General features: G+C 59.7%; 25 protein-coding genes. 4 read left to right on the plus strand and 21 right to left on the minus strand.

Features of this window, described 5'->3' with window-relative positions:
• Positions 1 to 115: 115 nt before the first annotated feature.
• From pilQ to AB6Q56_RS16720, 5 genes are read right to left on the minus strand one after another with little or no spacing between them, the layout of a single operon-like run.
• Positions 116 to 2,272, minus strand: coding sequence for a type IV pilus secretin PilQ (pilQ, locus tag AB6Q56_RS16700; protein WP_434514180.1), 2,157 nt, complete (start codon positions 2,270 to 2,272; stop codon positions 116 to 118).
• A complete protein-coding gene (locus tag AB6Q56_RS16705) occupies positions 2,269 to 2,814 on the minus strand; it encodes a pilus assembly protein PilP (protein WP_434514181.1) in 546 nt (181 codons plus the stop codon). The genes pilQ and AB6Q56_RS16705 overlap by 4 nt, the downstream gene beginning before the upstream one ends.
• Positions 2,811 to 3,494: a type 4a pilus biogenesis protein PilO gene (locus tag AB6Q56_RS16710; protein ID WP_434514182.1), complete on the minus strand. Its 684-nt coding sequence runs from the start codon at positions 3,492 to 3,494 to the stop codon at positions 2,811 to 2,813. The genes AB6Q56_RS16705 and AB6Q56_RS16710 overlap by 4 nt, the downstream gene beginning before the upstream one ends.
• A complete protein-coding gene (locus AB6Q56_RS16715) occupies positions 3,491 to 4,060 on the minus strand; it encodes a PilN domain-containing protein (RefSeq protein WP_434514183.1) in 570 nt (189 codons plus the stop codon). Before AB6Q56_RS16715 ends, AB6Q56_RS16710 begins: the two co-directional genes overlap by 4 nt.
• A complete protein-coding gene (locus tag AB6Q56_RS16720) occupies positions 4,057 to 5,142 on the minus strand; it encodes a pilus assembly protein PilM (protein WP_434514184.1) in 1,086 nt (361 codons plus the stop codon). The genes AB6Q56_RS16715 and AB6Q56_RS16720 overlap by 4 nt, the downstream gene beginning before the upstream one ends.
• A gap of 241 nt (positions 5,143 to 5,383) precedes the next feature.
• On the opposite strand from AB6Q56_RS16720, the gene AB6Q56_RS16725 reads away from it, so the two are divergent.
• Positions 5,384 to 7,615: a penicillin-binding protein 1A gene (locus tag AB6Q56_RS16725; RefSeq protein ID WP_434514185.1), complete on the plus strand. Its 2,232-nt coding sequence runs from the start codon at positions 5,384 to 5,386 to the stop codon at positions 7,613 to 7,615.
• Here the strand turns inward: AB6Q56_RS16725 and cyaY are convergent, their stop codons facing one another.
• A complete protein-coding gene (gene cyaY, locus AB6Q56_RS16730) occupies positions 7,616 to 7,933 on the minus strand; it encodes an iron donor protein CyaY (RefSeq protein ID WP_434514186.1) in 318 nt (105 codons plus the stop codon).
• Positions 7,934 to 7,974: 41 nt separating this feature from the next.
• Between cyaY and lptM the strand changes: the two genes are divergently transcribed.
• Genes lptM through AB6Q56_RS16745 form a run of 3 tightly spaced genes read left to right on the plus strand, consistent with a single transcriptional unit; the run spans position 7,975 to position 9,766 of the window.
• Positions 7,975 to 8,136, plus strand: coding sequence for an LPS translocon maturation chaperone LptM (gene lptM / locus AB6Q56_RS16735; RefSeq protein WP_434514187.1), 162 nt, complete (start codon positions 7,975 to 7,977; stop codon positions 8,134 to 8,136).
• Positions 8,133 to 9,395 (plus strand): diaminopimelate decarboxylase, encoded by a 1,263-nt coding sequence (gene lysA / locus AB6Q56_RS16740; RefSeq protein WP_434514188.1) that lies wholly within the window; start codon positions 8,133 to 8,135, stop codon positions 9,393 to 9,395. The genes lptM and lysA overlap by 4 nt, the downstream gene beginning before the upstream one ends.
• The gene (locus AB6Q56_RS16745; protein ID WP_434514189.1) at positions 9,392 to 9,766 is read left to right on the plus strand and encodes an RNA-binding S4 domain-containing protein; all 375 of its coding nucleotides are present in this window, start codon (positions 9,392 to 9,394) and stop codon (positions 9,764 to 9,766) included. Before lysA ends, AB6Q56_RS16745 begins: the two co-directional genes overlap by 4 nt.
• On the opposite strand, the gene AB6Q56_RS16750 is transcribed toward AB6Q56_RS16745, so the two are convergent.
• The 15 genes from AB6Q56_RS16750 to dapF form a co-directional block, all read right to left on the minus strand.
• The gene (locus tag AB6Q56_RS16750; protein ID WP_434514190.1) at positions 9,763 to 10,650 is read right to left on the minus strand and encodes an AEC family transporter; all 888 of its coding nucleotides are present in this window, start codon (positions 10,648 to 10,650) and stop codon (positions 9,763 to 9,765) included. The genes AB6Q56_RS16745 and AB6Q56_RS16750 overlap by 4 nt on opposite strands.
• A gap of 93 nt (positions 10,651 to 10,743) precedes the next feature.
• Positions 10,744 to 12,084: an ATP-dependent protease ATPase subunit HslU gene (gene hslU, locus AB6Q56_RS16755; RefSeq protein ID WP_434514191.1), complete on the minus strand. Its 1,341-nt coding sequence runs from the start codon at positions 12,082 to 12,084 to the stop codon at positions 10,744 to 10,746.
• Entirely contained in the window at positions 12,081 to 12,617 is a 537-nt protein-coding gene (gene hslV / locus AB6Q56_RS16760; RefSeq protein WP_434514192.1) for an ATP-dependent protease subunit HslV, read from the minus strand. Before hslV ends, hslU begins: the two co-directional genes overlap by 4 nt.
• 14 nt (positions 12,618 to 12,631) lie before the next feature.
• Positions 12,632 to 13,930, minus strand: a complete 1,299-nt coding sequence (locus AB6Q56_RS16765) for an STAS domain-containing protein (RefSeq protein ID WP_434514193.1) — start codon at positions 13,928 to 13,930, stop codon at positions 12,632 to 12,634.
• A 45-nt stretch (positions 13,931 to 13,975) separates the two neighbouring features.
• Positions 13,976 to 14,740, minus strand: coding sequence for a metal ABC transporter permease (locus tag AB6Q56_RS16770; RefSeq protein ID WP_434514194.1), 765 nt, complete (start codon positions 14,738 to 14,740; stop codon positions 13,976 to 13,978).
• Positions 14,730 to 15,299, minus strand: a complete 570-nt coding sequence (locus AB6Q56_RS16775) for an ATP-binding cassette domain-containing protein (protein ID WP_434514195.1) — start codon at positions 15,297 to 15,299, stop codon at positions 14,730 to 14,732. The genes AB6Q56_RS16770 and AB6Q56_RS16775 overlap by 11 nt, the downstream gene beginning before the upstream one ends.
• A gap of 1 nt (position 15,300) precedes the next feature.
• Positions 15,301 to 16,197, minus strand: a complete 897-nt coding sequence (locus tag AB6Q56_RS16780; RefSeq protein WP_434514196.1) for a metal ABC transporter substrate-binding protein — start codon at positions 16,195 to 16,197, stop codon at positions 15,301 to 15,303.
• A gap of 11 nt (positions 16,198 to 16,208) precedes the next feature.
• On the minus strand, positions 16,209 to 17,609 hold the full coding sequence (locus AB6Q56_RS16785; protein WP_434514197.1) for a TonB-dependent receptor: 1,401 nt from the start codon (positions 17,607 to 17,609) through the stop codon (positions 16,209 to 16,211).
• A 90-nt stretch (positions 17,610 to 17,699) separates the two neighbouring features.
• Positions 17,700 to 17,981 (minus strand): hypothetical protein, encoded by a 282-nt coding sequence (locus tag AB6Q56_RS16790; protein ID WP_434514198.1) that lies wholly within the window; start codon positions 17,979 to 17,981, stop codon positions 17,700 to 17,702.
• 9 nt (positions 17,982 to 17,990) lie between these two features.
• Positions 17,991 to 19,184, minus strand: a complete 1,194-nt coding sequence (locus AB6Q56_RS16795) for a class I SAM-dependent rRNA methyltransferase (RefSeq protein ID WP_434514199.1) — start codon at positions 19,182 to 19,184, stop codon at positions 17,991 to 17,993.
• 177 nt (positions 19,185 to 19,361) lie between these two features.
• Positions 19,362 to 19,514, minus strand: a complete 153-nt coding sequence (locus AB6Q56_RS16800; RefSeq protein ID WP_157274975.1) for a hypothetical protein — start codon at positions 19,512 to 19,514, stop codon at positions 19,362 to 19,364.
• A 105-nt stretch (positions 19,515 to 19,619) separates the two neighbouring features.
• Entirely contained in the window at positions 19,620 to 20,153 is a 534-nt protein-coding gene (locus AB6Q56_RS16805; protein ID WP_434514200.1) for an isochorismatase family protein, read from the minus strand.
• Between the two features lie 70 nt (positions 20,154 to 20,223).
• Complete coding sequence (gene xerC, locus AB6Q56_RS16810; protein ID WP_434514201.1) at positions 20,224 to 21,141, minus strand: tyrosine recombinase XerC; 918 nt, start codon at positions 21,139 to 21,141, stop codon at positions 20,224 to 20,226.
• Positions 21,138 to 21,809 carry a DUF484 family protein gene (locus tag AB6Q56_RS16815; protein ID WP_434514202.1) on the minus strand — a complete coding sequence of 224 codons (672 nt, stop codon included), beginning with the start codon at positions 21,807 to 21,809 and terminating at the stop codon, positions 21,138 to 21,140. Before AB6Q56_RS16815 ends, xerC begins: the two co-directional genes overlap by 4 nt.
• A complete protein-coding gene (gene dapF / locus AB6Q56_RS16820; protein ID WP_434514203.1) occupies positions 21,806 to 22,636 on the minus strand; it encodes a diaminopimelate epimerase in 831 nt (276 codons plus the stop codon). Before dapF ends, AB6Q56_RS16815 begins: the two co-directional genes overlap by 4 nt.
• Positions 22,637 to 22,690: the final 54 nt, after the last annotated feature.

A 22,690-nucleotide genomic window follows, 5' to 3' on the forward strand; every position in this document is an offset into this window, starting at 1 on the left:
TAGGCCGACCAGATATATGTTTCGATTCTGTTCCACAAAGTGATTTTAGCCGAGTCTTGAATGGACACAAAAAAGGCCGGCTATTGCCGGCCTTTCTAGCAATGAAGTCTTCAAATCAGTCGAAACGGACCTTATCTGAAATCACACGCGGAGTAATGAATACCAACAACTCACGACGCTCCCCTACATCTTTCTTGTATTTGAACAACCATCCCAGAAAAGGAATGTCGCCCAACAGTGGCACCTTTTCAACAGTATCTTCCGTTTTGGTAATAAACACCCCACCAATCACAACAGTACCGCCATTTTCGACAACCACATTGGTCTCGACGATGGAACTCTTGATTGGAGGATTACCGAGAACAGCCTTTGTCCAATCTGGCTCTTCCTTCTTAACCACCAAGGCCATACGCACCGTACCTTCAGGCGTAATTTGCGGAGTTGCCTCCAGCGACAATTTGGCTGGCTTGAAACTCACCGTCTGAGTAATCGACGTGCCGGTGGTCTGCGTAGTCACATAAGGAACCTCCGTACCATCCTCGATCTTCGCCTTGACATTGTTTGCCGTAATCACTCGCGGGCTGGAGATAATTTTTCCGATACCATCCGATTCAAGAGCAGCTATCTCCAGATTCAAAAATTTCGTTAAATTCGAATTAAACAGCGATAGTGCAAGCGTCCCACCTTTCGATGTATAGGAAGGCAGGTTCACGCCAATAGTTTGCGGGGTCGTCTGCGTTGGGTTTGTAACGGTCGGCGTCGTAGTTCCCGGAGTAATCTGCCCCCCTGTAACATTCCAACCACTTCCGCCCAGCGTACTTTGCTTCTGGTTCAAGAAATTCAACTTCGTCCCAATACTTCGATTAAAGCTATCGCTTGCCTCTACAACTCGCGCCTCAATCAGCACCTGGCGAGCCCCCACGTCGATTGCGTTGATAAAAGAGCGAATCTCCTCCAGCTTGGAGGGTATGTCGTTAATAAAAATGATATTTGACTGCGGATCGGCCACAGCACTACCACGTTTGCTGAGAATACGCTGCGCCTGAGCCCCCCCCCGGAGGAAGAGCCCCCCCCCTGCTGCTCCCAATGGGGGAAGACCTGCCAATAGGCGAGCCACATCAACGGCTTTTTGATAATTCAATTGAAATTGCTCAAGCCGCAGCGGCTCCAACTCGCTGATCTGCTGCTTCGACTCAAATTCTAGCTTTTCACGCGTGGCAATTTCATCGCGCGGAGCGATCATGATGATGCTGCCTTTTTTGCGCATATCCAAGCCTTTTTGCTGGAAGATGATATCGATCACCTGATCTGCCGGCACGTCTTTTAGGACCAGAGTTGTAGTTCCCGTGACCGTTTCGCTGATCACCGCATTCAAGCCAAGTTCCTCCGCCATCAGGCGGAGCAAGGCACGAACATCACCATTCTGATAGTTGATGCTTACACGCGGCCCTTGATAACCCACCTTGGCCCCCTGAACCAGTTTATTTGGGTCTTCGACGATACGTTTTACTTCGACAATGAACTGGTTGTCACTTTGATAGGCATTGTGCTCCCACAAGCCCTTGGGCGAGATGATCATCCGCACGTTATCGCCATTGGACCGGGTCTCCACGCTTGTCACCGGTGTCGCGAAATCGGTTACATCGAGCTTGCGACGCAATCTGTCTGTGACCGTCGTCTTCATGAAATCGACAACCAGACTCGGGCCTTGCTGGCGAATATCGATTCCCGTCCCTGAATCGCTCAGGTCGACGATGATGCGTCCTTCACCGTCCTTGCCGCGGCGAAACATAACGTCGTTCACGGAATGTTTGGTACCAACCAGACTTTCCTCGGCAAATCGGGTCGAACGCGTAGCCGCAGAATCGGAAACCCGCTCAACCGGAGACAGGGTTACATAAAGCGACTTTCCTTCAAGGCGCGTCTTGAAATTGAGGCTTTTAACCAAATTGAGCACAACCCGTGTACGGTCGCCGACCTGTACAACATTCATGCTGCGCAAGTCACCCTGATTGAAAACCTGGCTATTTTTTCCAAGCGCATTGGCCGTTGACTGGAAATCGAGGGCAATTTTTGCCGGATTCGCAACACTGAAACCCGGCGGAGGGGCGCTCAAGGCTTCCTTCATATCAATACGCAACGAAACCTCGTTTCCCTGCTGAGCTACGTTGACCGCCTCAATGGCATTTGAAGGAAGAGCCTCCGCCCAAGCGGAAGGCGAGAAAGCAAGACACACCGCGAGAGTGGCCAATGCGTGTTTAATGAATTTCATTTCTTGCTCCCCTCCTTGCTTTGCAGATAGAGAGAGCTTTTTCGCTCACTCCAATCGCCAGCAGAATCCTGTATCAATTCCCGTAATTGCACTTCAGTGTCGGAAACCTGAGTGACCATGCCAAAGTCAAGCCCCATATAGTCTCCGACCTTGACCTGCTTGACTTTGTCTTCGACCTGTATGACGGCCATCGGACGTTTGTTGACATTCATGTAGCCAATCATCTTGAGCGACTCAATGGGATATTTTTCCAGCATGCTGTTGCGAATTTCCCGCGCCTCAAAATCCGGCTGAAAAGCCCCGCCCTTACCGGCGAGCTGCTTGTACCGAGACTCCGGCTCGATCTTGCTAGGCTTGAATGGGTCGAGGACACCATCCATTGAGTAGGGAACCGGTTCATACGGCTTGACCTCGGGCAACTTGGGCACATTCCCACGCATATCCTTCGTATTTTCTGCCATCCATTGCTTCAGATCCTCGTGCTCCCCACCAGCACAGGCCCCCAAGACGCTAAAGACGACCGTGAGCAATAGTCGGTTCACTTTTTCGCTCCTTGTGCGGCCCTCTTGTCCTGCTCTGACTTCCTCTGGCGAGCGACCTCTTCTTCATCAAGATAACGGAAAGTCTTTGTCGTTGCGTCCAGCGTCAATTGCCCTCCTTCTTTGATCGGGGCGATTGAAATATTATTCAGAGTGACAATGCGGGGGAGTTTGGCGATATCGGCAGCGAAAGCACCGAAATCATGATAACCACCATTGATCTTTACGGTCACCGGAAGCTCGGCATAAAAATCCTTGACCTGCTCCTGGCCTGGCTTGAAGAGTTCAAACTGCAAACCCCGACCAAGGCCAGCCTGGTTGATTTCAATCAATAGTGCCTCGATTTCAGATTTATCGGGCAATTGCTTGAGCAAGGCCCCGAAAGAACGGTCAATTTCGGCAAGCTGTTGAACATACAAATCCAGATTGACAGCCTGGCGTTTTTTATCAAGAAACTGCTGCTTCAGGGTTTGCTCTTCCCGTTCCTTCGTATCTAGGTCGACAAACTGATCGTTCCAAACAAACCACCAGCCAGCGGTCACGATAGCGACGAACAAGCCAACCAAGACAGCAATCTTAGGAATCAGCGGCCATGAACCTGGATCGTTCGGGTTCATATAGCGGAAATCATCCGCTATAGACTGAATATCGATGCTCGGCAAGGAGACGGATTTCACGTTCACTTTTTCTCCTTTCCATCATCGGGCTTGACCCGGGTCAGCACAAAGCTCATGCCAAACTCGTAGACTCTACGGCCACCGACAACCACAGCCTTACTTTCAATCAATTGCGGCTGCTCCATCCAAGGCGACGCGTCAAGATTTCGCATCAGCGCCGAAATACGCGCATTCGATTGAGCATGCCCGACGAGATTGACCTTCAGGCCATCTTGCTTGACGGACTTCAAGTAAATTCCCTCCGGCACCTGCTTGACCAATTCACTCAACAGATAAACTGTCTCTCCACGGTCACGCTGAAGATTTTCGATAACCTGTTTGCGTGCAAGCAACGCCTGGGTTTGCTCCTTAAGGCGCTTGATTTGATCGAGCTGCTTGTCCAGAACAGCAATTTCCTGCTTCAGGAAATTGTTGGCACTTTCCTGCTGGCTGATCGCATTGTCGATGAGCGTATACCCGGCAAACACAATCAATGCACCAAGCACGAACACCAATCCGGCCAAGACGAAAAACTGTTCGCGTCGCGCCTTCTTCGCTTCCTCGCGATGCGGTAAGAGGTTAATACGTATCATGATGGATCGAACCTCCGCAGCGCCAGGCCGCACGCCACCATCAACGAAGATGCATCCGCCAGAAGGCTTTTCGCCCGTACACGATCAGACAGCACCATATTGGCAAAGGGATTGGCGATCAGCGTATTGACTTGGGTACGCGTAGCAACGACCTCATCGATTCCCGGAATGACGGCACAGCCGCCTGCCAGCACGATATGGTCAACTTGGTTGTATTGGGTCGACGTGAAGAAAAACTGCAGCGCCCGAGAGACTTCAAGTGCGAGGTTTTCCATGAACGGATTCAGCAACTCGACTTCGTACCCTTCCGGCAGATTACCAGCACGCTTCGCAGATTCGGCATCTTCGATAGTCATGCCGTAATGACGAGCGATATCCTGAGTCAGTTGCCCGCCACCGAAGGCCTGTTCGCGGGCATAAACCTGCTGTCCGTTGCGCAAGACCGTCAGGTTCATGACGTTTGCCCCGGCATCGATCAAGGCGACAACCTGATTCTTGCCCGACTCGGGCAATTGACGCTCAATCAACTCGAATGCAGCAAGTGCCGCAAAGGACTCGACATCGACGACCATTGCCTTCAGTCCGGCCGCATCGGCAACCGCGACACGATCCTCGACCCGCTCTTTCTTGGACGCTGCAATCAGGATTTCCAGTTCATCAGGAACCGCCGGGGCTGGCCCGAGTACCTGATAATCGAGATTAACCTCATCGATCGCGAACGGGATGTATTGATTTGCCTCCGTCTCGACCTGAGCCTCCAGCTCGTCGTCACGCAAACCTGCCGGAACGATGATTTTTTTTGTAATGACTGCAGAGCCCGGCAAGGCCATGGCGACATTGCGCGTCGACGTCCCCATCCGTTTCCACGCACGCTTGACGCAATCGACCACGCCATCCAGATTGGCGATATTGCCGTCGGAAACCGCATCCTTGGGCAACACCTCGATGGTGTAGCGCTCGACGCGATAGCCGTCTTTTCCATTGGCTGTCAACTCAACCATCTTGACAGCCGAGGAACTGATGTCCAGGCCGAAAAGGGAGCGCGCCTTAGGATTTAACAACGCTGAGATATCGAAGCCCACCAGACCCCCAAAAAGTCCTTACGGATTACGAAGTTACAAAAATAACCAATAATTCACTTCAGATGCTAGCAACAACCTATAGGTGTGTAAAGCATTTTCACGGCCGGAATATGCCCCGGCGTATAATCGGCGCAACTTCATTTTTGCCCGTCCGAACACCGTGCCTTCCCTACCTTCCGCACTGCGTCTGATTCTTTATCCCGTCATATTTTTGGTCGGTTTGGCAGCAATGGGCGTTGCAATGGTTCTGATCATTCTTGTCCTGACCTACCCGAATTTGCCATCTCTGGAGGTACTGACAGACTATCGCCCGAAAATTCCGCTGCGGGTTTACACCGCCGACGGATTTCTGATCGGCGAATACGGTGAGGAGCGCCGCGCGGTCGTCGCCTTCCAGGATGTCCCGCCCGTATTGAAACATGCAATCCTTGCAGCCGAGGACGATCGCTTTTACCAGCACGGCGGAATCGACTATACCGGTATCCTGCGTGCGGCAGGTGCCAATTTGCTGGGTGGCGGCAAGCGCCAGGGAGCATCGACCATTACCCAGCAGGTAGCGCGAAATTTTTTCCTGACCGGTGAAAAGACCTATACCCGCAAACTGTACGAAGCGCTGCTGTCGTTCAAAATCGAAAGCAATCTGAGCAAGGATCAGATTTTCGAGCTCTATATCAACCAGATTTTTCTGGGACAGCGCGCCTACGGCTTCGCGGCTGCGGCCCAGATCTATTTTGGCAAGCCGCTCAAGGAGGTCTCGATTGCTGAGGCCGCCATGCTGGCCGGACTGCCGAAAGCGCCCTCTGCCTACAACCCGGTAGTCAACCCCAACCGCGCAAAACTCCGTCAGCAATACGTGCTGCGCAGGATGCACGAACTGGGCTACATCACTGACACGCAGCAAGCGGCGGCGCTGAAGGAACCCCTGGTCATCAAACGCGAACTCGCCGGCTACGCCGTACACGCCGAATACGTCGCTGAAATGGCACGCCAGATCACCGCCGAACGCTTCCCGGAAGAAATCTATTCTCGCGGCATGAAGGTTTACACCACGATCATCAAGGCGGAGCAGGAAGCTGCCTACAACAGCTTGCGCAAAGGGGTCATGGACTATGACCGCAGGCACGGCTATCGCGGAGCCGAGTCCTATCTGGATATGAAAGATATCAAGTCCGATCAGGACGAAGCGATTGACGAGGCGCTGCAAGATATTGCCGATACCGGCGACCTGATTCCGGCCCTGGTCCTTGCGGCCGACACCAAACAAATACGCGCCTACCGCAAGGGCGGCGAAGTAGTCACCCTGACCGGAGACGCTACCAAGTTCGCCGCCAAGATGCTCGACGACAAAGCGCCCCCCAACAAGCGCCTTAAGCGCGGGGCCATCATTCGCCTGCAAAAGGACGACAAGGGAAATTGGCAGATTACGCAGTTGCCGGAAGTCGAATCGGCATTCGTCGCCATTTCACCGCAGGATGGTGCCATTCGCGCCCTGGTCGGCGGCTTCGACTTCAACCGCAACAAGTTCAACCACGTCACCCAGGCCTGGCGTCAGCCGGGCTCCAGTTTCAAGCCTTTCATCTACTCGGCCTCGCTGGAGAAAGGCTTCGCTCCCGGCAGCGTGATTGCCGACGAGCCGATCACAATCCCCGCCAGCCAGACCGGCGCTCAGGCGTGGGAGCCGCATAACTACGATGGCAAATACGAAGGTCCAATGAAGATGCGTACAGCCCTCGCCAAATCCAAGAACATGGTATCGATCCGCCTCCTTCAGGCCATCGGCACCAACTACGCACAGGATTACGCGACACGCTTCGGCTTCGATGCGGCGAAGCACCCGCCCTACCTGACCATGGCCCTTGGCGCTGGCTCCGTCACGCCGTGGCAGATGGTGAGCGGTTATGCTGTCTTTGCGAATGGCGGCTACAAGGTTAACCCCTTCGTCGTTCGCGAAATTCGTGACGAACGCGACCAGGTCGTCGCCCATTCGGCCGAGATCGAAGCTGGGAACGAGGCCATTCGCGCCATCGACCCGCGCAATGCCTTCATGATGGACACCATGCTCCGCGACGTGACCCTCTACGGCACCGCCGCCAAGGCCTCTGCAGCCCTCAAGCGCCAGGATCTGGCCGGCAAGACGGGAACCACCAACGAATATGTCGATGCCTGGTTCTGCGGCTACCAGATGACGGTCGCCGGTTGCGCCTGGATAGGTTTCGACCAGCCGCGCAAACTGGGCGACAGGGAAACCGGTGGCGTCGCTGCACTACCGATATGGATCGGCTACATGGGCCGTGCGCTCAAGGATGTCCCGATGCAGACGCAACAAGCGCCAGAAGGGCTGGTCGCTTACGGCGAAGGACGCGAGCGGACTTATGTGTATGCCGAAAACGTCAAGGAGCGAGCCCCCGAGGAAGAAGCTCAGGACGCAACCCCCTTGCCCAAACCGGATCTCAGTTCGCCGCCGAGCGACTGATCAGCACAAACCTACTGACTCGCCGGCCTGCTGGCTGGCGAGCGTCGACAGTTTTTCGAACAATTCAGTGCCATCCCGCGTGTCGCGCCAAGCCGCACCATCCCAGCGAAAATGGAAACCGCCGGCCCGAGCAGCAACCCAGACTTCCTTATTAACGCCATGTCGGTTGACGATGATCTTGCTGCCATCGGCAAACTCGATCTCCAGAACGCCCCCCGCGCCCAACTCGAAATCCACATCGGCGCGGCTCGCTTCGAGAGCCGCCTCGATCCTGGCCAACGTCTCGTCGGCAAGCCGGTTGAAATCCTTGTCATCCATCGTGTGCTACCATCCCGCTCTTTGCTGACAGCGTCCAGAACATGTCCAGAATCGCTGCCCTGCTGATCATTCTCGGCCTTGCCGCCTGTGGCATGAAAGGCCAGCTTGAAAGGCCATCCGGCCCGGCGCCGGAACCGCTGCTCAGCAGCGGCAAGACGCCTGCCAAGGATGTTAGCACGCCCACTCGTCCCAACGCCCAATGACCCACTTTGCCCTGAAGAAAGGCGTCCTGCACGCCGAATCCGTAGCCCTGCCAGCTATCGCCGACCAATTCGGCACGCCGGCCTACGTCTATTCCCGCGCCGCGCTAACCGAATCACTGCGCGAATTCCAGGATGTCCTCGGCGGCCATCCAGCCGGTAACGCTGCGCTCGTCTGCTACGCCGTCAAGGCCAACTCCAACCTCGCCATCCTCAACCTGTTCGCCCGCCTGGGCGCCGGTTTCGACATCGTGTCGGGTGGCGAACTGCAACGCGTGCTGGCCGCTGGCGCCGACCCCAAGAAAGTCGTCTTTTCGGGCGTCGGCAAGACCGCAGCCGAAATGAAGCTGGCGCTCGACGCCGGCATTTTCTGCTTCAATATCGAGTCCATTCCGGAACTGGAACGCCTCAACGAAGTCGCCGGCCAGTGCGGCAAAAAGGCGGCGATCAGCCTACGCGTCAATCCGAACGTCGACCCGAAGACCCATCCGTATATCTCGACCGGACTAAAGGAAGCCAAGTTCGGCGTCGCCTACGATGATGCCCTGCCGCTGTACCGTCGCGCAGCCGCCCTGCCGAATATCCAGATAGCCGGCATCGACTGCCACATCGGCTCGCAGCTGCTCGACCCGTCACCCTTCGTCGAAGCCCTGGACCGTATCCTGGCCCTGGTAGACCAGCTGGCAAGCGAAGGCATCCGCATCCATCACCTCGACCTCGGTGGCGGTCTCGGCATCAAGTACAAGGCTGACCAAGTGCAACCGACGGTCGCTTCCTACCTGACGCCGCTGCTCGACAAGTTGCAGGGGCGTGGCCTGCAGGTCGTGCTGGAACCAGGGCGCCGTCTGGTCGGCAACGCCGGCCTGCTGCTGACGAAGATCGAATACCTGAAGGAAGGCGAGGGCAAGAACTTCGCCATCATCGACGCCGCGATGAACGACCTGATGCGCCCGGCGCTGTACGAAGCCTGGCACGACATCGAACCGGTGGCGCCGCGTGGAGGCACACACCGTGACTACGACGTAGTTGGCCCTGTCTGCGAAACCGGCGACTTCCTCGGCCAGGCCCGTCCGCTCTGCGTGCAGCCGGGCGACCTGTTGGCCGTCATGTCAGCCGGCGCCTACGGCATGGCCATGGCCTCGAACTACAACACCCGCCCGCGCGCCATCGAGCTGATGGTTGATGGCGACCAGGTTCACGTCATTCGCCAGCGCGAAACCGTCGAGCAGCTTTACGCTGGCGAGATTACCCTGCCGCGATGAGCGGCATCCGCATCGACAAGTGGCTGTGGGCCGCGCGCTTCTTCAAGACGCGCAGCCTGGCCACCGATGCGGTCGGCGGTGGCAAGGTCAAGCTGAACGGAGCGCCGACCAAGGCGTCACGCGACGTCAAGATCGGCGACCGGCTGGATATATTCAACGGAGACACCCGCTGGGAGGTCGTTGTCCGCGCCCTCTCGGAGAAACGCGGCCCGGCCAGCGAAGCGCGAATGCTCTACGAGGAAACGCCGGACAGCATGACCGCCCGTGAAGCCGAACAGATGCGACGCAAATTCACGGTCGAACCGTCGGCCGACATCCACGGCCGGCCGACCAAACGCGACCGGCGCCAGATCGACCGCTTCCGGACTTAGAGCACCAGCACCAAGGCCAGCGGCAGAAAGACAAGCGCCGCCAGATTACCGATCAGGACGATGGATGCGACCCGTTGCGGCTCCTGCTTGTAGCGCTCGGCGAACAGGAAGTTGAGCACCGCGGGCGGCAAGGCACCGAACACCAACAACATGGCCGCATCGCGCCCCTGCAGTCCCAGCAACTGGATAACGCCATAGGCGATGGCCATGCCCGCCAAGGGCCGCAGCACGGCCGCCCCCACGGGCACCTTCCAGTCGCGGAACGACACGTCAGTCATCCGCACGCCGAGCGAGAACAGCAACAAGGGTACCGACACGTCTCCGAGCATCTTGATGGCGATGACCAGCGGTTGCCAGACCGGCAGCTTGAAGATGGCGACCAGCAGGCCCGCGATGGCAGCCGCCACCACCGGCACCCGCCACAGGGTCAGTAGCCGCGCGTGCGGGTCGAGGAGGCGTGCCCCGAAGGAAAAATGCAGGGTGTTCTCGACCATGAAGAGGATCACCGCCGCCGACAGTGCGTTTTCCCCCCAGGCCAGCACGGCGAGCGGCAGTCCGATGTTGCCGGAATTGTTGAACAGCATCGGCGGCACCAACGTCTTGGGCTGGATGCCGATCAGGCGCGAAATCGGCCAGGCCAGCAACCCGCAGGCGGCGAGTACGATGAATCCGCCCAACGCCAAAGGCGCATACGCCGTCAGATCAAATGATTTGCCCGCCATCGCCGCAAAAACCAGCGCCGGGACGAAAACGTCCATATTGAGCCGATTGGCCACGGCCATCTCGGGCTTGTGCTTGCGGCCATAAACATAGCCGGCCGCCACGATGCCGAAGATGGGAAAGATGATCGCCAGCAGGCGGAAACTCAGGCTATGGTCGTCCAACGGGTTCTCTCGAAGACAGGGAACAGCACCCGATTCCGCCCGGGCAAGCTGGCCGGAAACATGGGGAATCTCCCTGTGCTCCGGCCATTCGCTTTACAGCACGTAGCGCGACAAATCCTCGTCGGCAGCGACTTCGCCCAACTTGTCGTTAACGTAGGCTGCATCGACTGAAACCTTGTCGAGGCCGACCTTCCCAGCCGTAAAGGACAATTCTTCGAGCAGTTTTTCCATCACCGTGTGCAGGCGCCGCGCCCCGATATTCTCGGTCTTCTCATTGACCTGGAAAGCAATCTCCGCCATCCGGCGAATGCCGTCGTCGGCAAATTCGATGGCGACCCCCTCCGTTTCCAGCAGGGCCTGGTATTGCTTTGTCAGGCAAGCATCGGTCTGGGTCAGGATGCATTCGAAATCGGCCACGGACAGGGAATCGAGTTCGACACGAATCGGAAACCGGCCCTGCAGTTCAGGGATCAGATCCGACGGCTTGGATAGGTGGAAGGCACCGGAGGCAATGAACAGGATGTGATCGGTGCGGATCATCCCGTACTTGGTCGACACCGTCGTCCCTTCGACCAGCGGCAACAGGTCGCGCTGGACGCCCTGGCGCGACACGTCGGCGCCTTGAGCATCCGAGCGGCTGGTCACCTTGTCGATTTCATCGAGGAAGACGATGCCGTTCTGCTCGACCGCCTTGACCGCCTCCAGCTTGACCTCCTCGTCATTGACCAGCTTGGCAGCCTCCTCGTCGGTGAGTAGCTTCAGTGCTTCCTTGATCTTCAACTTACGTGACTTCTTCTTGCCGCCGCCCATGTTCTGGAACATGCCCTGGATCTGCTGAGTCAGCTCCTCCATGCCCGGTGGCGCGAAAATTTCAGCCTGCATGCTCGGCGCGGCGACCTCGATGTCGATTTCCTTGTCGTCCAGTTCGCCTTCGCGCAATTTCTTGCGGAATTTCTGGCGAGTCGTATTTTCGGTGCCGGCAGCCTCGGTGTTTTCGGCAAAGAAACCGGGGCTGCGCGCCGGCGGCAGCAGCGCATCGAGCACGCGCTCTTCGGCCGCATCCTCAGCTCGGGCACGCATGCCCTTGATCGCCTTCTCCCGCCCCGACTTGATGGCCATTTCAACCAGGTCGCGGATGATGGTTTCGACATCGCGCCCGACGTAGCCGACCTCGGTAAACTTGGTTGCCTCGATCTTGATGAACGGCGCATTGGCCAGGCGAGCCAGGCGGCGGGCAATTTCCGTCTTGCCAACACCGGTCGGACCGATCATCAGGATGTTCTTCGGGGTGATCTCCTGGCGCAGCGGCTCGGCTACCTGCGAACGCCGCCAGCGGTTGCGCAAGGCGATGGCAACCGCTTTCTTCGCGGCGTTCTGGCCAACGATGTGCTTGTCCAGTTCGGAAACGATCTCCTGCGGCGTCATGGTCGTCATTCCAGCGTCTCCAGCGTGAAGTTGCGGTTGGTGTAGATGCACAGGTCGCCGGCGATTTCGAGCGACTTGGTGACGATATCCAGTGGCGGCAGATCGGTGTTTTCGAGCAAGGCGCGCGCCGCGCTCTGGGCGTAGGTGCCGCCCGAGCCGATGGCGACGATGCCATGCTCAGGCTCCAGCACATCACCGTTGCCGGTGATGATCAACGAGGACTCTCGGTCGGCGACCGACAGCATGGCCTCCAGGCGGCGCAAGGCACGGTCGGAACGCCAGTCCTTGGCCAGTTCCACTGCGGAGCGGACAAGGTTGCCTTGGTGCTTTTCCAGCTTTGCCTCGAAACGCTCGAACAGCGTGAAGGCATCGGCCGTGCCACCGGCGAAGCCAGCCAGGATGCGCCCCTGGTAGAGGCGGCGGACCTTCTTGGCGGTCGCCTTGATGACGATGTTACCCAAGGTGACCTGGCCATCGCCACCCATGGCGACGATACTGCCCCGGCGCACCGACAGGATAGTCGTGCCGTGATATTGCTCCATTGCTTCTTCCTGAATTAAGACTTGGGAACGATGATGCGCGCCTGCTTGTTGAGGCCGACGACGGCCATCAACTCGGCGACAAGATGATTCGGGCTGCGGATGACGACCTCGCGGCCGGCCGCCTTGATCGGTGCCAGGCGATTGACCAGTTGGCCAGCCGAGATGAAATCCAGGCGCGTAACCCGCGAAAAATCGAGTACAGGGTGGGCCTGTGCCTCGAGAACCTGCGGCAGATCCTCGAAGCGACAGGCTTTGAGTTCTCCGACAAAATAATGGGCATCGTCCCTCGATCCCTGCGAGGCCGCCGTGGCCTTTACGCCAAGGTTCTTGGGAATCTCCCACGAAGGTGGGGACAGTTCGAAGGTCACGGCGTAATCGACCGCCCGCTCCTCGAAATGATCCTGGGTGCCATGGCGCTGCAGCAGTTCCAACAGCAATCGCCAGGCCGGCTCATGCGACTGGTCGCCGGCGATCAAGCGCTCGTTCAACCTTTCCATGAAGGCTTCAGCACCGACCAGCGTGACCGCCAGAGATTGCTGACGCGCCCGCAGCAACAGATCGGCCAGTTGTTCGGCAATTTCGTCGTCACAACCGATCAGCTTGGCACAATCCACGCTGATCTCGGCTTTCTCGGCTATCAAGCGGGCTAGCTCGTCGACCGGCAGGGCGCTCTCGCTGGTCAGCACGCCCTGCAGAAAAATCTTGCTCACGGCACGACCGCCGGCTGCGGGAAGAGCTGCCGACACATCCTGACTCCAAGTCGGCGGCGAGGATTCGCAGGCTTCCGCATACTCGACGCCAAGTTTCTCGAAGGCAGTGCGATCGCCGCCGATTTGCAACAGATCGAACAGCAGCATCCAGAAACGCTTGCCTTCCAGGCCGCGATAGGAGCGCACAAAGGTTTCGAGCAAGGAGCGGGCCGCCGCGTCCTGACCGTTGGCGTAGAGGACAACAACCTGCTCGACACAGGACTGCAGGGGGTCAACGTCATGATCGACGTCGATGCCCATGACGCTGGAGTTAGTAAAGGCGCTGTCGAAATCATCAATACTGAACCCGTCATCGATCTCCGGCAGCGGAGCGGCAGCAGGCGAGGGGGCTGATTGACTTTGCGGAACTGGTGCCGGCTTGGGTGCGGCGGGCTTGGTGATCGAGAATTCCAGATCGGGCAAAGGGGCTGCCGGCGCCTTGACTGGCATCTCCGCAGCCACGTCAGTCGGCTTCGCTTCAGGCCGCACCTCAGCCGGACGCGGCCGTGCAGCGGGCCGTTCGGGCATCTTGTTGTGCTGTTTCTTGAAAAACGAAAAAACCATGACCACTCCGCGTGCAGAAGGGGAGTTTTAGCATGCCCTCCAAGTTCACGCAACGATCAATCCCAGCGCCACCAGCATCATGGCCAGGATGGGCCCGAACGGCTGGTCAAGCCACAGCGCGGCGCAAAACGCGGCAACATAGGCTACAAGGCCGAATAGCAGGGAGAGCAGCAATCCGGAACGCCAGCTTTTGGCTCGGCGGAAAGCCAGCCAGGGCGGAATGAAGACCAGCGCGAAAGCCCCCATGACACCCAGGCTCATGGTCGCCAGCGCCAACGCCAACGCCGCCAACAGATCGAAGCCGATCTGCGTCGGCCAGGCACGCAAGCCGCGAATCCGGAAAAAATCGGGGTAGGTATGGGCGAGCAGCAGATGCCGGGACAACATCCACAAAACCCCCAACGCAACCGGCACGCCGAGCGCAACCAGCCACAACTGCCCGCTGCCGCTGAAATACAGCTGCCCGTCGAAGAGCGCATGTCCGAGACGCTCGGCCTGCGGTTGGTTAGCGGCCAGCAGGACGGCCACGGACCAGCCGGCGAGCAGCAGCAAGGCATACGCCGCCCCCCCGGACAGACGAGCAGCAAACAGCCGCTTCCCGGCGCCGGCAAGCGCCGCGGCGGCGATCCCTCCGGCAGCCGGCGGCAAGCCGGCCGCCAGTGCGAGTAGCGCGCCGGCCGCGGAAACATTCGAATAGGCCAGTGCCGCCAGCCACTCGTCACGCAAACGCAAGTAGCAGCCGAGCAGCGGCAGCAGGAACGCCAGCCCCAAGCCGGTCAAAAAAGGGATCAGGAAGAGATCACTCGACATCGCAGGCCTCCAGCGTCACCACCCGGTCGCAGGCGGCGGCGACAAACGCCGCATCGTGGCTGACCACGACGATGCCGCAACCTTCGCGCGCCCGTTCGTGCAGGTGCGCTGTCAAATGGCGGACCCCGGCGGCATCGAGATTGTTGGTCGGCTCGTCGAGCAGCACCAGATCGGCCGGCGCGTGGAGAACCGCCCACAGCGCGAGGTAGTGCCGCTGACCGCCGGACAGGCGGTCGAGACGATGATCCACCCGATCGAGCAGCCAGGGTGGCAGACCTTCCGGGGATGCTCCGGTCAGCCCCAGTAAATCGCGACCGGAGAGCGGCAGTCCGTCGACCGGCGGCACATCCTGCGTCTGCACGGCAAGCCGGAGACCCGGCTGCAATTCGAGACGCCCCGAAAAGACCGAGGCCCGGCCGGCGAAAGCAGCCAGCAAGGTGCTCTTGCCGACTCCGTTCGGGCCGGTCACGCCAACGATTTCGCCGGCCCGCAGCGAAAAATCGATCGGTGATGTGGCCGGCCTGCTCCATCCGGCGACCAGTGCCTCGGCGCGCAGCATCTCAGCGCAGCCCCTTGAGCAGGCGCTGGAGCGTATCGTCGAACAGACCGAACAGATCCCGTGCCTCCGGCGTACCGCCGACCGTATAGGGCAACAGCACAGCGGGGATACCGGTTTTTCCGGCAATCCACTGGCTCGGCGCATCCTGTTGGTAGGCGGTGCGCAACACCATTTTGGCCGGTGCCGTCTGCTGCCGTGCCAGCAGCGCACCCAGATGGCCGCTGGTCGGCTCGATGCCCGGCTTCGGTTCGAGCGTGCCGGCCTCTTTCAGGCCCAGCCAGTGCGACAGATAGACGAACGAGGCGTGATGGACCAGCACTGCCACGCCTTTCAGCGGCGCAGCCTCCTTTTCCCAGCGCAGCAGGGCGGCTTGCCACTTGCCGGAGAAAGCGGCGAACCCGGCTTGATAGGCGGCGGCGTTGGCGACATCGAGTTCGGCCATGCGCGCTGCCAGCTTTTCGCCGACCTTGAGCACGTTGCGCGGGTCGAGGTGGATGTGCGGATTGCCGGCGGCATGCACATCACCATGCGCGCGGTCGATCACGGCCGGAACCTCGAGGCGATTGACGAAGGCCACCGCCTCGAAATAGCCGGGCCGCCCCGGCTGAACCGCCGGATTGCCGGAATCACGCAGGACCAGCGGCAACCAGCCGATTTCCAGATCAGCCCCGGCGGCGATCACCAAGTTGGCCTGGCGGGCCTGCGCCAGCAAGGAGGGCTTGGCCTCGATGCGGTGCGGGTCCTGGAAGGCATTGGTCGCGTTGTACAAGCGCACCTTGTCGCCGCCGATCTCCTTGGCCAGCGCCCCCCACTCGGGCACGGTGGCGAACACCTTCAGGTCGGCCCGGGCCGACAAGCCTGTCGCCAGCAGCAACAGGGCAATGGTCAGATATTTCATGGTGTCGCCTCCTAGAACTTGTGGGCGCCGTGGGCACCCAAGCTCATGATGTACTGCACGGTGACCTGATTGTCGGTAATGCCGAGCATCGATTTGTCTTGTGCAAATTGCAAACGAACGCGCGAGAACTCGCTCCAGCTGTAATCGACCATCGCCGTTGCCTTTTTCGGGCGGTAATCGACCACCGCCAGATTGGCCGCGTTGACGCCGAAATCGCGATGGCCGCTGTCGAGTTGCTCGTAGCGCAGGCCGGCACGCCAATTGGGCGTGAATTGATAGACGCTCTGCGCATACCAGCCGGACTGGCGAGTACGGTACACGCTGTGCACGCCGCCCGTGCAAGCGCCGGGATTGGCCGAATCCGCATCCTCGCACGAGAAGTCGCCCTTTTCGCGACGATTGAAATACTCGGCCTGGAACTTGAAGTTCCGGTACTTCGGATTGCCGTTCGGCGCCCATTTCCAAACGAAATCGGCCAGCCAGGTCCGCGAATCGCCAGTGAATTTGCCAAGCGCCTCGACACCACCGATATCCTCGAAATGCCCTTCCCGCGCCTTGGCTTGGGTCGTCAAGTACGAAACGCCGGCGCGCCAGTTATTTGATACGCCGACATCGCCGCCCACATGCGCGAAGGCTGAAACCGCGCCACTGCCGTTCTTGTTGCGGTCTGTTCCCGGGAAATTGGCGCCGCGCCCGGCTTCGGCACCGATTTCAATGAAAGTTTCGGTCGGCGCCAGCCATTTGAACTGCGCGCCGTCCTGTACGTAACTTCCCTCCGCACCGAACATCGCCCGGTACATCAGCGGCGCATCGGCGAAATCCCACATGTGTGGGTGCTGCTCGTTGAGATAGCCGATGCCTGAACGGAAACGCCCGCCCTTCAGGCCGACGCCGTAGCCCAGACCAAGCGACTGAAACCACGCCTCCTCGACCTCGGCCTGGCCATCGACCAGAGCGACAATTGCCTGGCCCCGCCAGTAGGGATCAATGTTGGCCGCCAGTACCAGTTCGGTATGGTCGACCGAGAAGCCCCGTTTGCTGATACCGGGAATAGCGCCCTCGCCGTGATCGTGTCCGGCTGCCGGATAAAAACCACTAATGCCGCGCTCGGCGACGTCCTTCATGCCCTTGTACTGCCCCTGCAGGATCAGCGATACCTCGGGGTTGAAACCGCTGGCCGTCGAGGTCGCCGGCTGGCGGGCCTCGCTCACGGCAGGCGGCACAGCGGCAGTTGGCGTCCTGGTGTTCGATTCGGCTTGGGCGAGCCTCTTTTCCAGCGTCGCGATACGCTGTTCGTAGCTTTTTTTCATCTCGTCGATCTGTGCGCGAATGGCAGCCAGATCAGCGTTATCGGCGGCTTGTACCGCTCCGGCGGCAGCCAGCATGGCAGCCATGGCAATGGTTTTTTGCATGGAAAACTCCTGAAAATGCATGACGACAGACCGCGCGCTCGGCAGCGGTCTTCGGAAATGACAAACGTTGGCCGGTGGAAACCGGCTTTTTCAGGAGTTGGGTGGTCCGCGCTGGCAGGCGACCGGCGCCGGGAAGCTCGCTCTGGCGTACGCCAAGAGCGTTTCCGGCACAAGCTGATGCGCCACTACCGGCGGCAGGCTCGCCACGGACGGCAAGGCGACGCCGAGGTCGTGTGCTGTCAGGCACAGCAAGCAGGCGTGTGTCGGCAAGACATCGTCGTTCCCCGCCGCATGCTCGACGGCATGCGCCCCCGCCAGCAACTGGGCGAAGACAAGCGCGATGACGAGGAGCAGATGACGAAGCGGATTCACGACGACAGTTTAATCGACCTGGACGAGCAGCCCTTTGAGATATTCACCTTCCGGGAAGTTCAATGCCACCGGATGATCGGCCGTACCCGACAGGCGACGGACAATACGCGCCTCGCGCCCGGCATCCAGCGCCGCGCCGGCGACGATCTTCTGGAACAGCTCCAGGCCGATGCCGCCCGAACACGAATAGGTCATCAGCAAACCACCCGGACGCAGCAGGCGGAAACCGAGCAGATTAATATCCTTGTAGGCCCGCGCCGCGCGGTCGGCATGCGCCGCCGATGGGGCGAACTTGGGTGGATCGAGGACAATCAGGTCGAACGTCCGCCCGGCCTTGCGGAAATCGCGCAGCGCCTGGAAGACATCGGCCTCCAGCCACTCCGCTCGCTCGGCCGGCAGCTGGGAATTCAGGGCCAGATTCGCCTTCGCCTGGGCCAGCGCCGGGCCTGACGAATCAATGGAAAGCACCGATCGCGCGCCACCAGCCAGCGCCTGCAGCGAAAAGCCGCCGGTGTAGCAGAAACAGTTGAGGATTTCCTTGTCTGCTGCCACGCTGCGCAGCCAGGCACGGTTGTCGCGCTGGTCAAGGTAGAAACCGGTCTTGTGCCCGCCGACAACATCGACCGCCAAGCGCACACCGTTTTCATCGATGCTCAGGCCACCCGTCGGCGCCTCGCCGTGCAGCCAGCCGACGGTCGGCTCCAGCCCTTCCAAGCCGCGCACGTCGGAATCGGAACGCTCGTAGATACGGGCGCAACCGGTTGCCTTGAGCAGTCCGGCGACGATAGCCTTGCGCCACTTGTCTGCACCGGCCGAAGTCAGCTGCACGACCACCGTGTCGCCGTATTGGTCGGCGATGATGCCCGGCAAGCCGTCGGACTCGGCGTGAATCAGGCGCAGGCCCTGCTGCCCCTTGAGTTCCGGCAAGGCCTGACGACGCGCCACGGCGGCCGCGATGCGGCGCTTGAAGAAAGCATCGTCGATCGATTCGTCGGGATCGAAGGTCCAGAACCGGGCGCGAATCTGCGATTGCGGGCTATATGCTGCGCGCCCCAGCGGCCGCAGGTTGTCGGCCAGCACCTCGACGGTATCGCCCGGCCGGGCACGACCTTCGAGCCGCCCGACCGATCCGGCAAACAACCACGGATGATGCTGCTTGAACGCCGAACGTTCCTTACCCGGCAAAAGAATCAATTGCGCCATGTTTTTCCCGACTTCAAATGCAAGAAGCCCCGGTTACCTTGCAGCAACCGGGGCTCCAAAAAACTGGTAACTACTATTCCATGCCCGGATCAAGCGTGACGCGAAGACGAGCCGCAGGCAGTGCACGTAGCACGGCAACGCGAAGTCGACAAAGTCACGGTTGGTTCGGGCGTGGAATTAGGCGCCCAGGGCCTTGCGGTTACGCTGATGGCACTCGGCAGCGTACATGGTCTTGAACATGGTCTTGCCATCGCCTTTGAACAGGCGCTTGGTAGACTTGGAAACGCAGCGGCGCTCCAGGGAAGAACGGCGGTTACGGTTGATGGCCATGAAAACTCCTTGAGTCCGGCGATTTTTCGAAACCGCCAATCATAGTAGGTGGACGAAAAAAGGTCAATTGAGGGTTGATTTTCCTGACCTTTTACCCCTATCCAGTCAGGACTTCAGAGCAAGCCCCGCATCCACAACCTGAACGCGGGGCGCCAAGGCGCTCAGGGCAATCCGGTGAATCATCTCACTGACCGTCGTGCAACAGTCGCCAAGGACCGAAACACGGTACTTTTCGGCTGCCTTGGAAATGGCTGTATGGGTTACGCAATTCTGAGTCATCATGCCGCAGATCAACAGCGTGTCGACACCCCGTTTAGCCAACTCCTGCTCCAGTGTCGTGTTCAGAAAACTGTCAGCAAAGGACTTGGCGACGACAACGGCATCCGGCGCCGCAGCACGAATGCGCTGATGGAGCTCAACACCTTGCGTCCCGGGGTTGAAGAACGGTGCCACGCCTTTGCTCGCATCCGCAACATGCTGGACGAGAATCACGGGTATCGCTTGTTCCCGTGCCACCGCAATAACCGACTCGACCTTGGAGAGGACCGTTTCGGCCTGCCACAGGGGAAACTTGCCATCTGCAAAATAGTCGTTCTGCAAATCGATGACGATCAAGGCAGCTGTACCGGTCATGGTCATGCGTTCATCCTGATAGATAGCAAAGTGTCATTATCGACCGATGTCGAAGCAAGCGACATGGATTCGATACTCATCCGCCCAATTTGGCCTTGGCCCGCGGATGCGCCGCATCGTAAACCTTGGCCAGGTGCTGAAAATCGAGATGAGTATAGACTTGGGTCGACGCAATGCTGGCGTGGCCGAGCATTTCCTGCACCGCCCGCAAGTCACCCGAGGACTGCAGGAGATGCGATGCGAAGGAATGGCGCAGCATGTGCGGATGAACGTGGCTTGGTAAGCCGAGTTGAAGGGCTCGCCGCTCCAGCCTGGCCTCAACCATGCGCGGAGCGATGCGGGCGCCGCGCACGCCGACAAACAGGGCCTTTTCGCCCGGCAAAGCCAACTCGCCGCGCACGGTGGCCCAGGCAGCCAGCGCCTGACGAGCCTTGCTGCCGACCGGAACCAGTCGCGCCTTAGCGCGCTTGCCGAGGACGCGGATTTCGCCTTCGCGCAGCACGACATCTAGCACATCGCTATCGAGGGCGACCAGTTCGGCTAGGCGCAAACCCGAGGAATAGAACAGCTCGAACATCGCCAGGTCACGCGCCGCCTGGACGGGATCGTCGTCTTCAAACGCCTCGAGCAAACGCGCCGTTTCGTCGACCGACAAGGCCTTTGGCAACAGGCGCGGCGATTTCGGCGGCCGGATGCCGTCGCAGGGATTGGCCTTGACCATGCCGCGCCCGCCGAGCCAATGGAAGAAGCCGCGCCAGGCCGACAGCAGGCGGGCCAGTGAGCGGCCAGACAGCCCTTGCCCGTGCAATTGGGCGACGAAGCGGCGGATGTGGTGGACCTGCAAGCCAGCCAGCGGGACGTCGCTGGCCGCAGCCAGCAGCTTTTCCAGGTCGCGCCGGTAATTCGAGACGGTGTGTGGCGACGCCCGGCGCTGATCCGCCAGTTCGGCCAGGTAGTCGGCCAAATGCGAATCGGCGAGCGTCAATGCGGTCACAGCACGCTCTTGGTCACCCGGGCCAGCGCGGCGGAAACCATCTCGCCGAGGCGTTCGAGATAGAGGGTGCCCATGTCGGTGTAGAAGCGCTGCATATCCTCGCTGCCGAGGGCGATCATGCCGATGGTGCCACCACCGTTGCGCAGCGCGATCAGCGCCTGCGAACGGATGTGCGCGGCGTGTTCGCCAAACCAAGAGGCCGTGCCGAAACCGGCCGTCGACCCGCAATACGGACGGGCAAGTGTTTCGGCAAAGACCTGCAATTCTTCGCTGACCGCAGCGAACTCCGGCAAATCCTCGATGCCTTCCGGCTTGTCCCACAGGCGAAGCGCGACGTGCGGCACCGAGAAGTCGTCACGCAGATGGAAGTTCAGCAGATGGATAACCGCCTGAAAGGTTTCGGCAGCCACCAGCGCCACCGCCAGCCGATGCACCTTTTCGCTGATTGCATCGTTTTCCTCGCCGAAGGCAATCAATTCCGCGAGCTTGCTCTCGGTGGCCCGGTTTTTCTCGCGCAGCGTCAGCATCTGGCGCTCAGCCAGCGACACCGCCCGGCCGCCATGCGGATGCGGCACGAAAATCTGTGCCATCAGGTCGGCGTATTGCTCAAAAAAGCCGGGATTGTTCTTCAGATAGTCCGCGATTTCCTCGGGGAACATGGCGCTCATAATTCGATTTCTCCAGTGAATACGGTAACCGCCGGGCCGGTCATCAGGACAGGACGCCCCGGGCCGCCCCAAGCGATGGTCAGGTCGCCCCCGCGCGTCGTTACCCTAACCGGTGAATCGAGCAGGCCACGGCGGATGCCGGCGACGGCTGCGGCACAGGCACCGGTGCCGCAAGCCAGGGTTTCGCCCGAGCCACGCTCATAGACGCGCAGCTTGATGGTGTGGCGGTCGACGATCTGCATGAAGCCGGCGTTAACCCGCTTGGGAAAACGTTGGTGGCGTTCGATCAGCGGCCCGTGCCGCTCGACCGGGTGCGTCTCGACGTTATCGACGACCTGCACTGCGTGCGGATTGCCCATAGAGACGACACTGGTTTCCAGCGTTTCGTCGGCGACATCGAGCAAGTGGATGATCACGTCGTCGTCAGCCATGAACGGGATGTCGGCTGGCAGGAAGCGCGGCTCGCCCATGTCGACGGTGACGTTGCCGTCGGCCTCCAGGCGCGGCTCGATGATGCCCTTGAGCGTCTCGACACGGATCTGCCGCTTCTCGGTCAGGCCTTGCTCATGGACGAAACGCACGAAACAACGCGCGCCGTTGCCGCACTGCTCGACTTCACCACCATCGGCATTGAAGATGCGATAGCGGAAATCGATACCCTCCTGCCCGGCCTTTTCGACCAGCAGGATCTGGTCGCAGCCGACGCCGAAGTGGCGGTCGGCTAGATAAACCAGTTGTTCCGGGCTCAGGGAAACCGATTGGCGCACGCCGTCGAGGACAACGAAATCGTTGCCCAGGCCGTGCATCTTGGAGAATTTGAGTTTCACGTGCGGCTCCGCTGAATGACTCGGAAAATCATAGCAGAGACAGCACGTTGCCCC

It is taken from the genome of Dechloromonas sp. ARDL1 (assembly GCF_051122455.1).
In the GTDB taxonomy this organism is placed as follows: domain Bacteria; phylum Pseudomonadota; class Gammaproteobacteria; order Burkholderiales; family Rhodocyclaceae; genus Azonexus.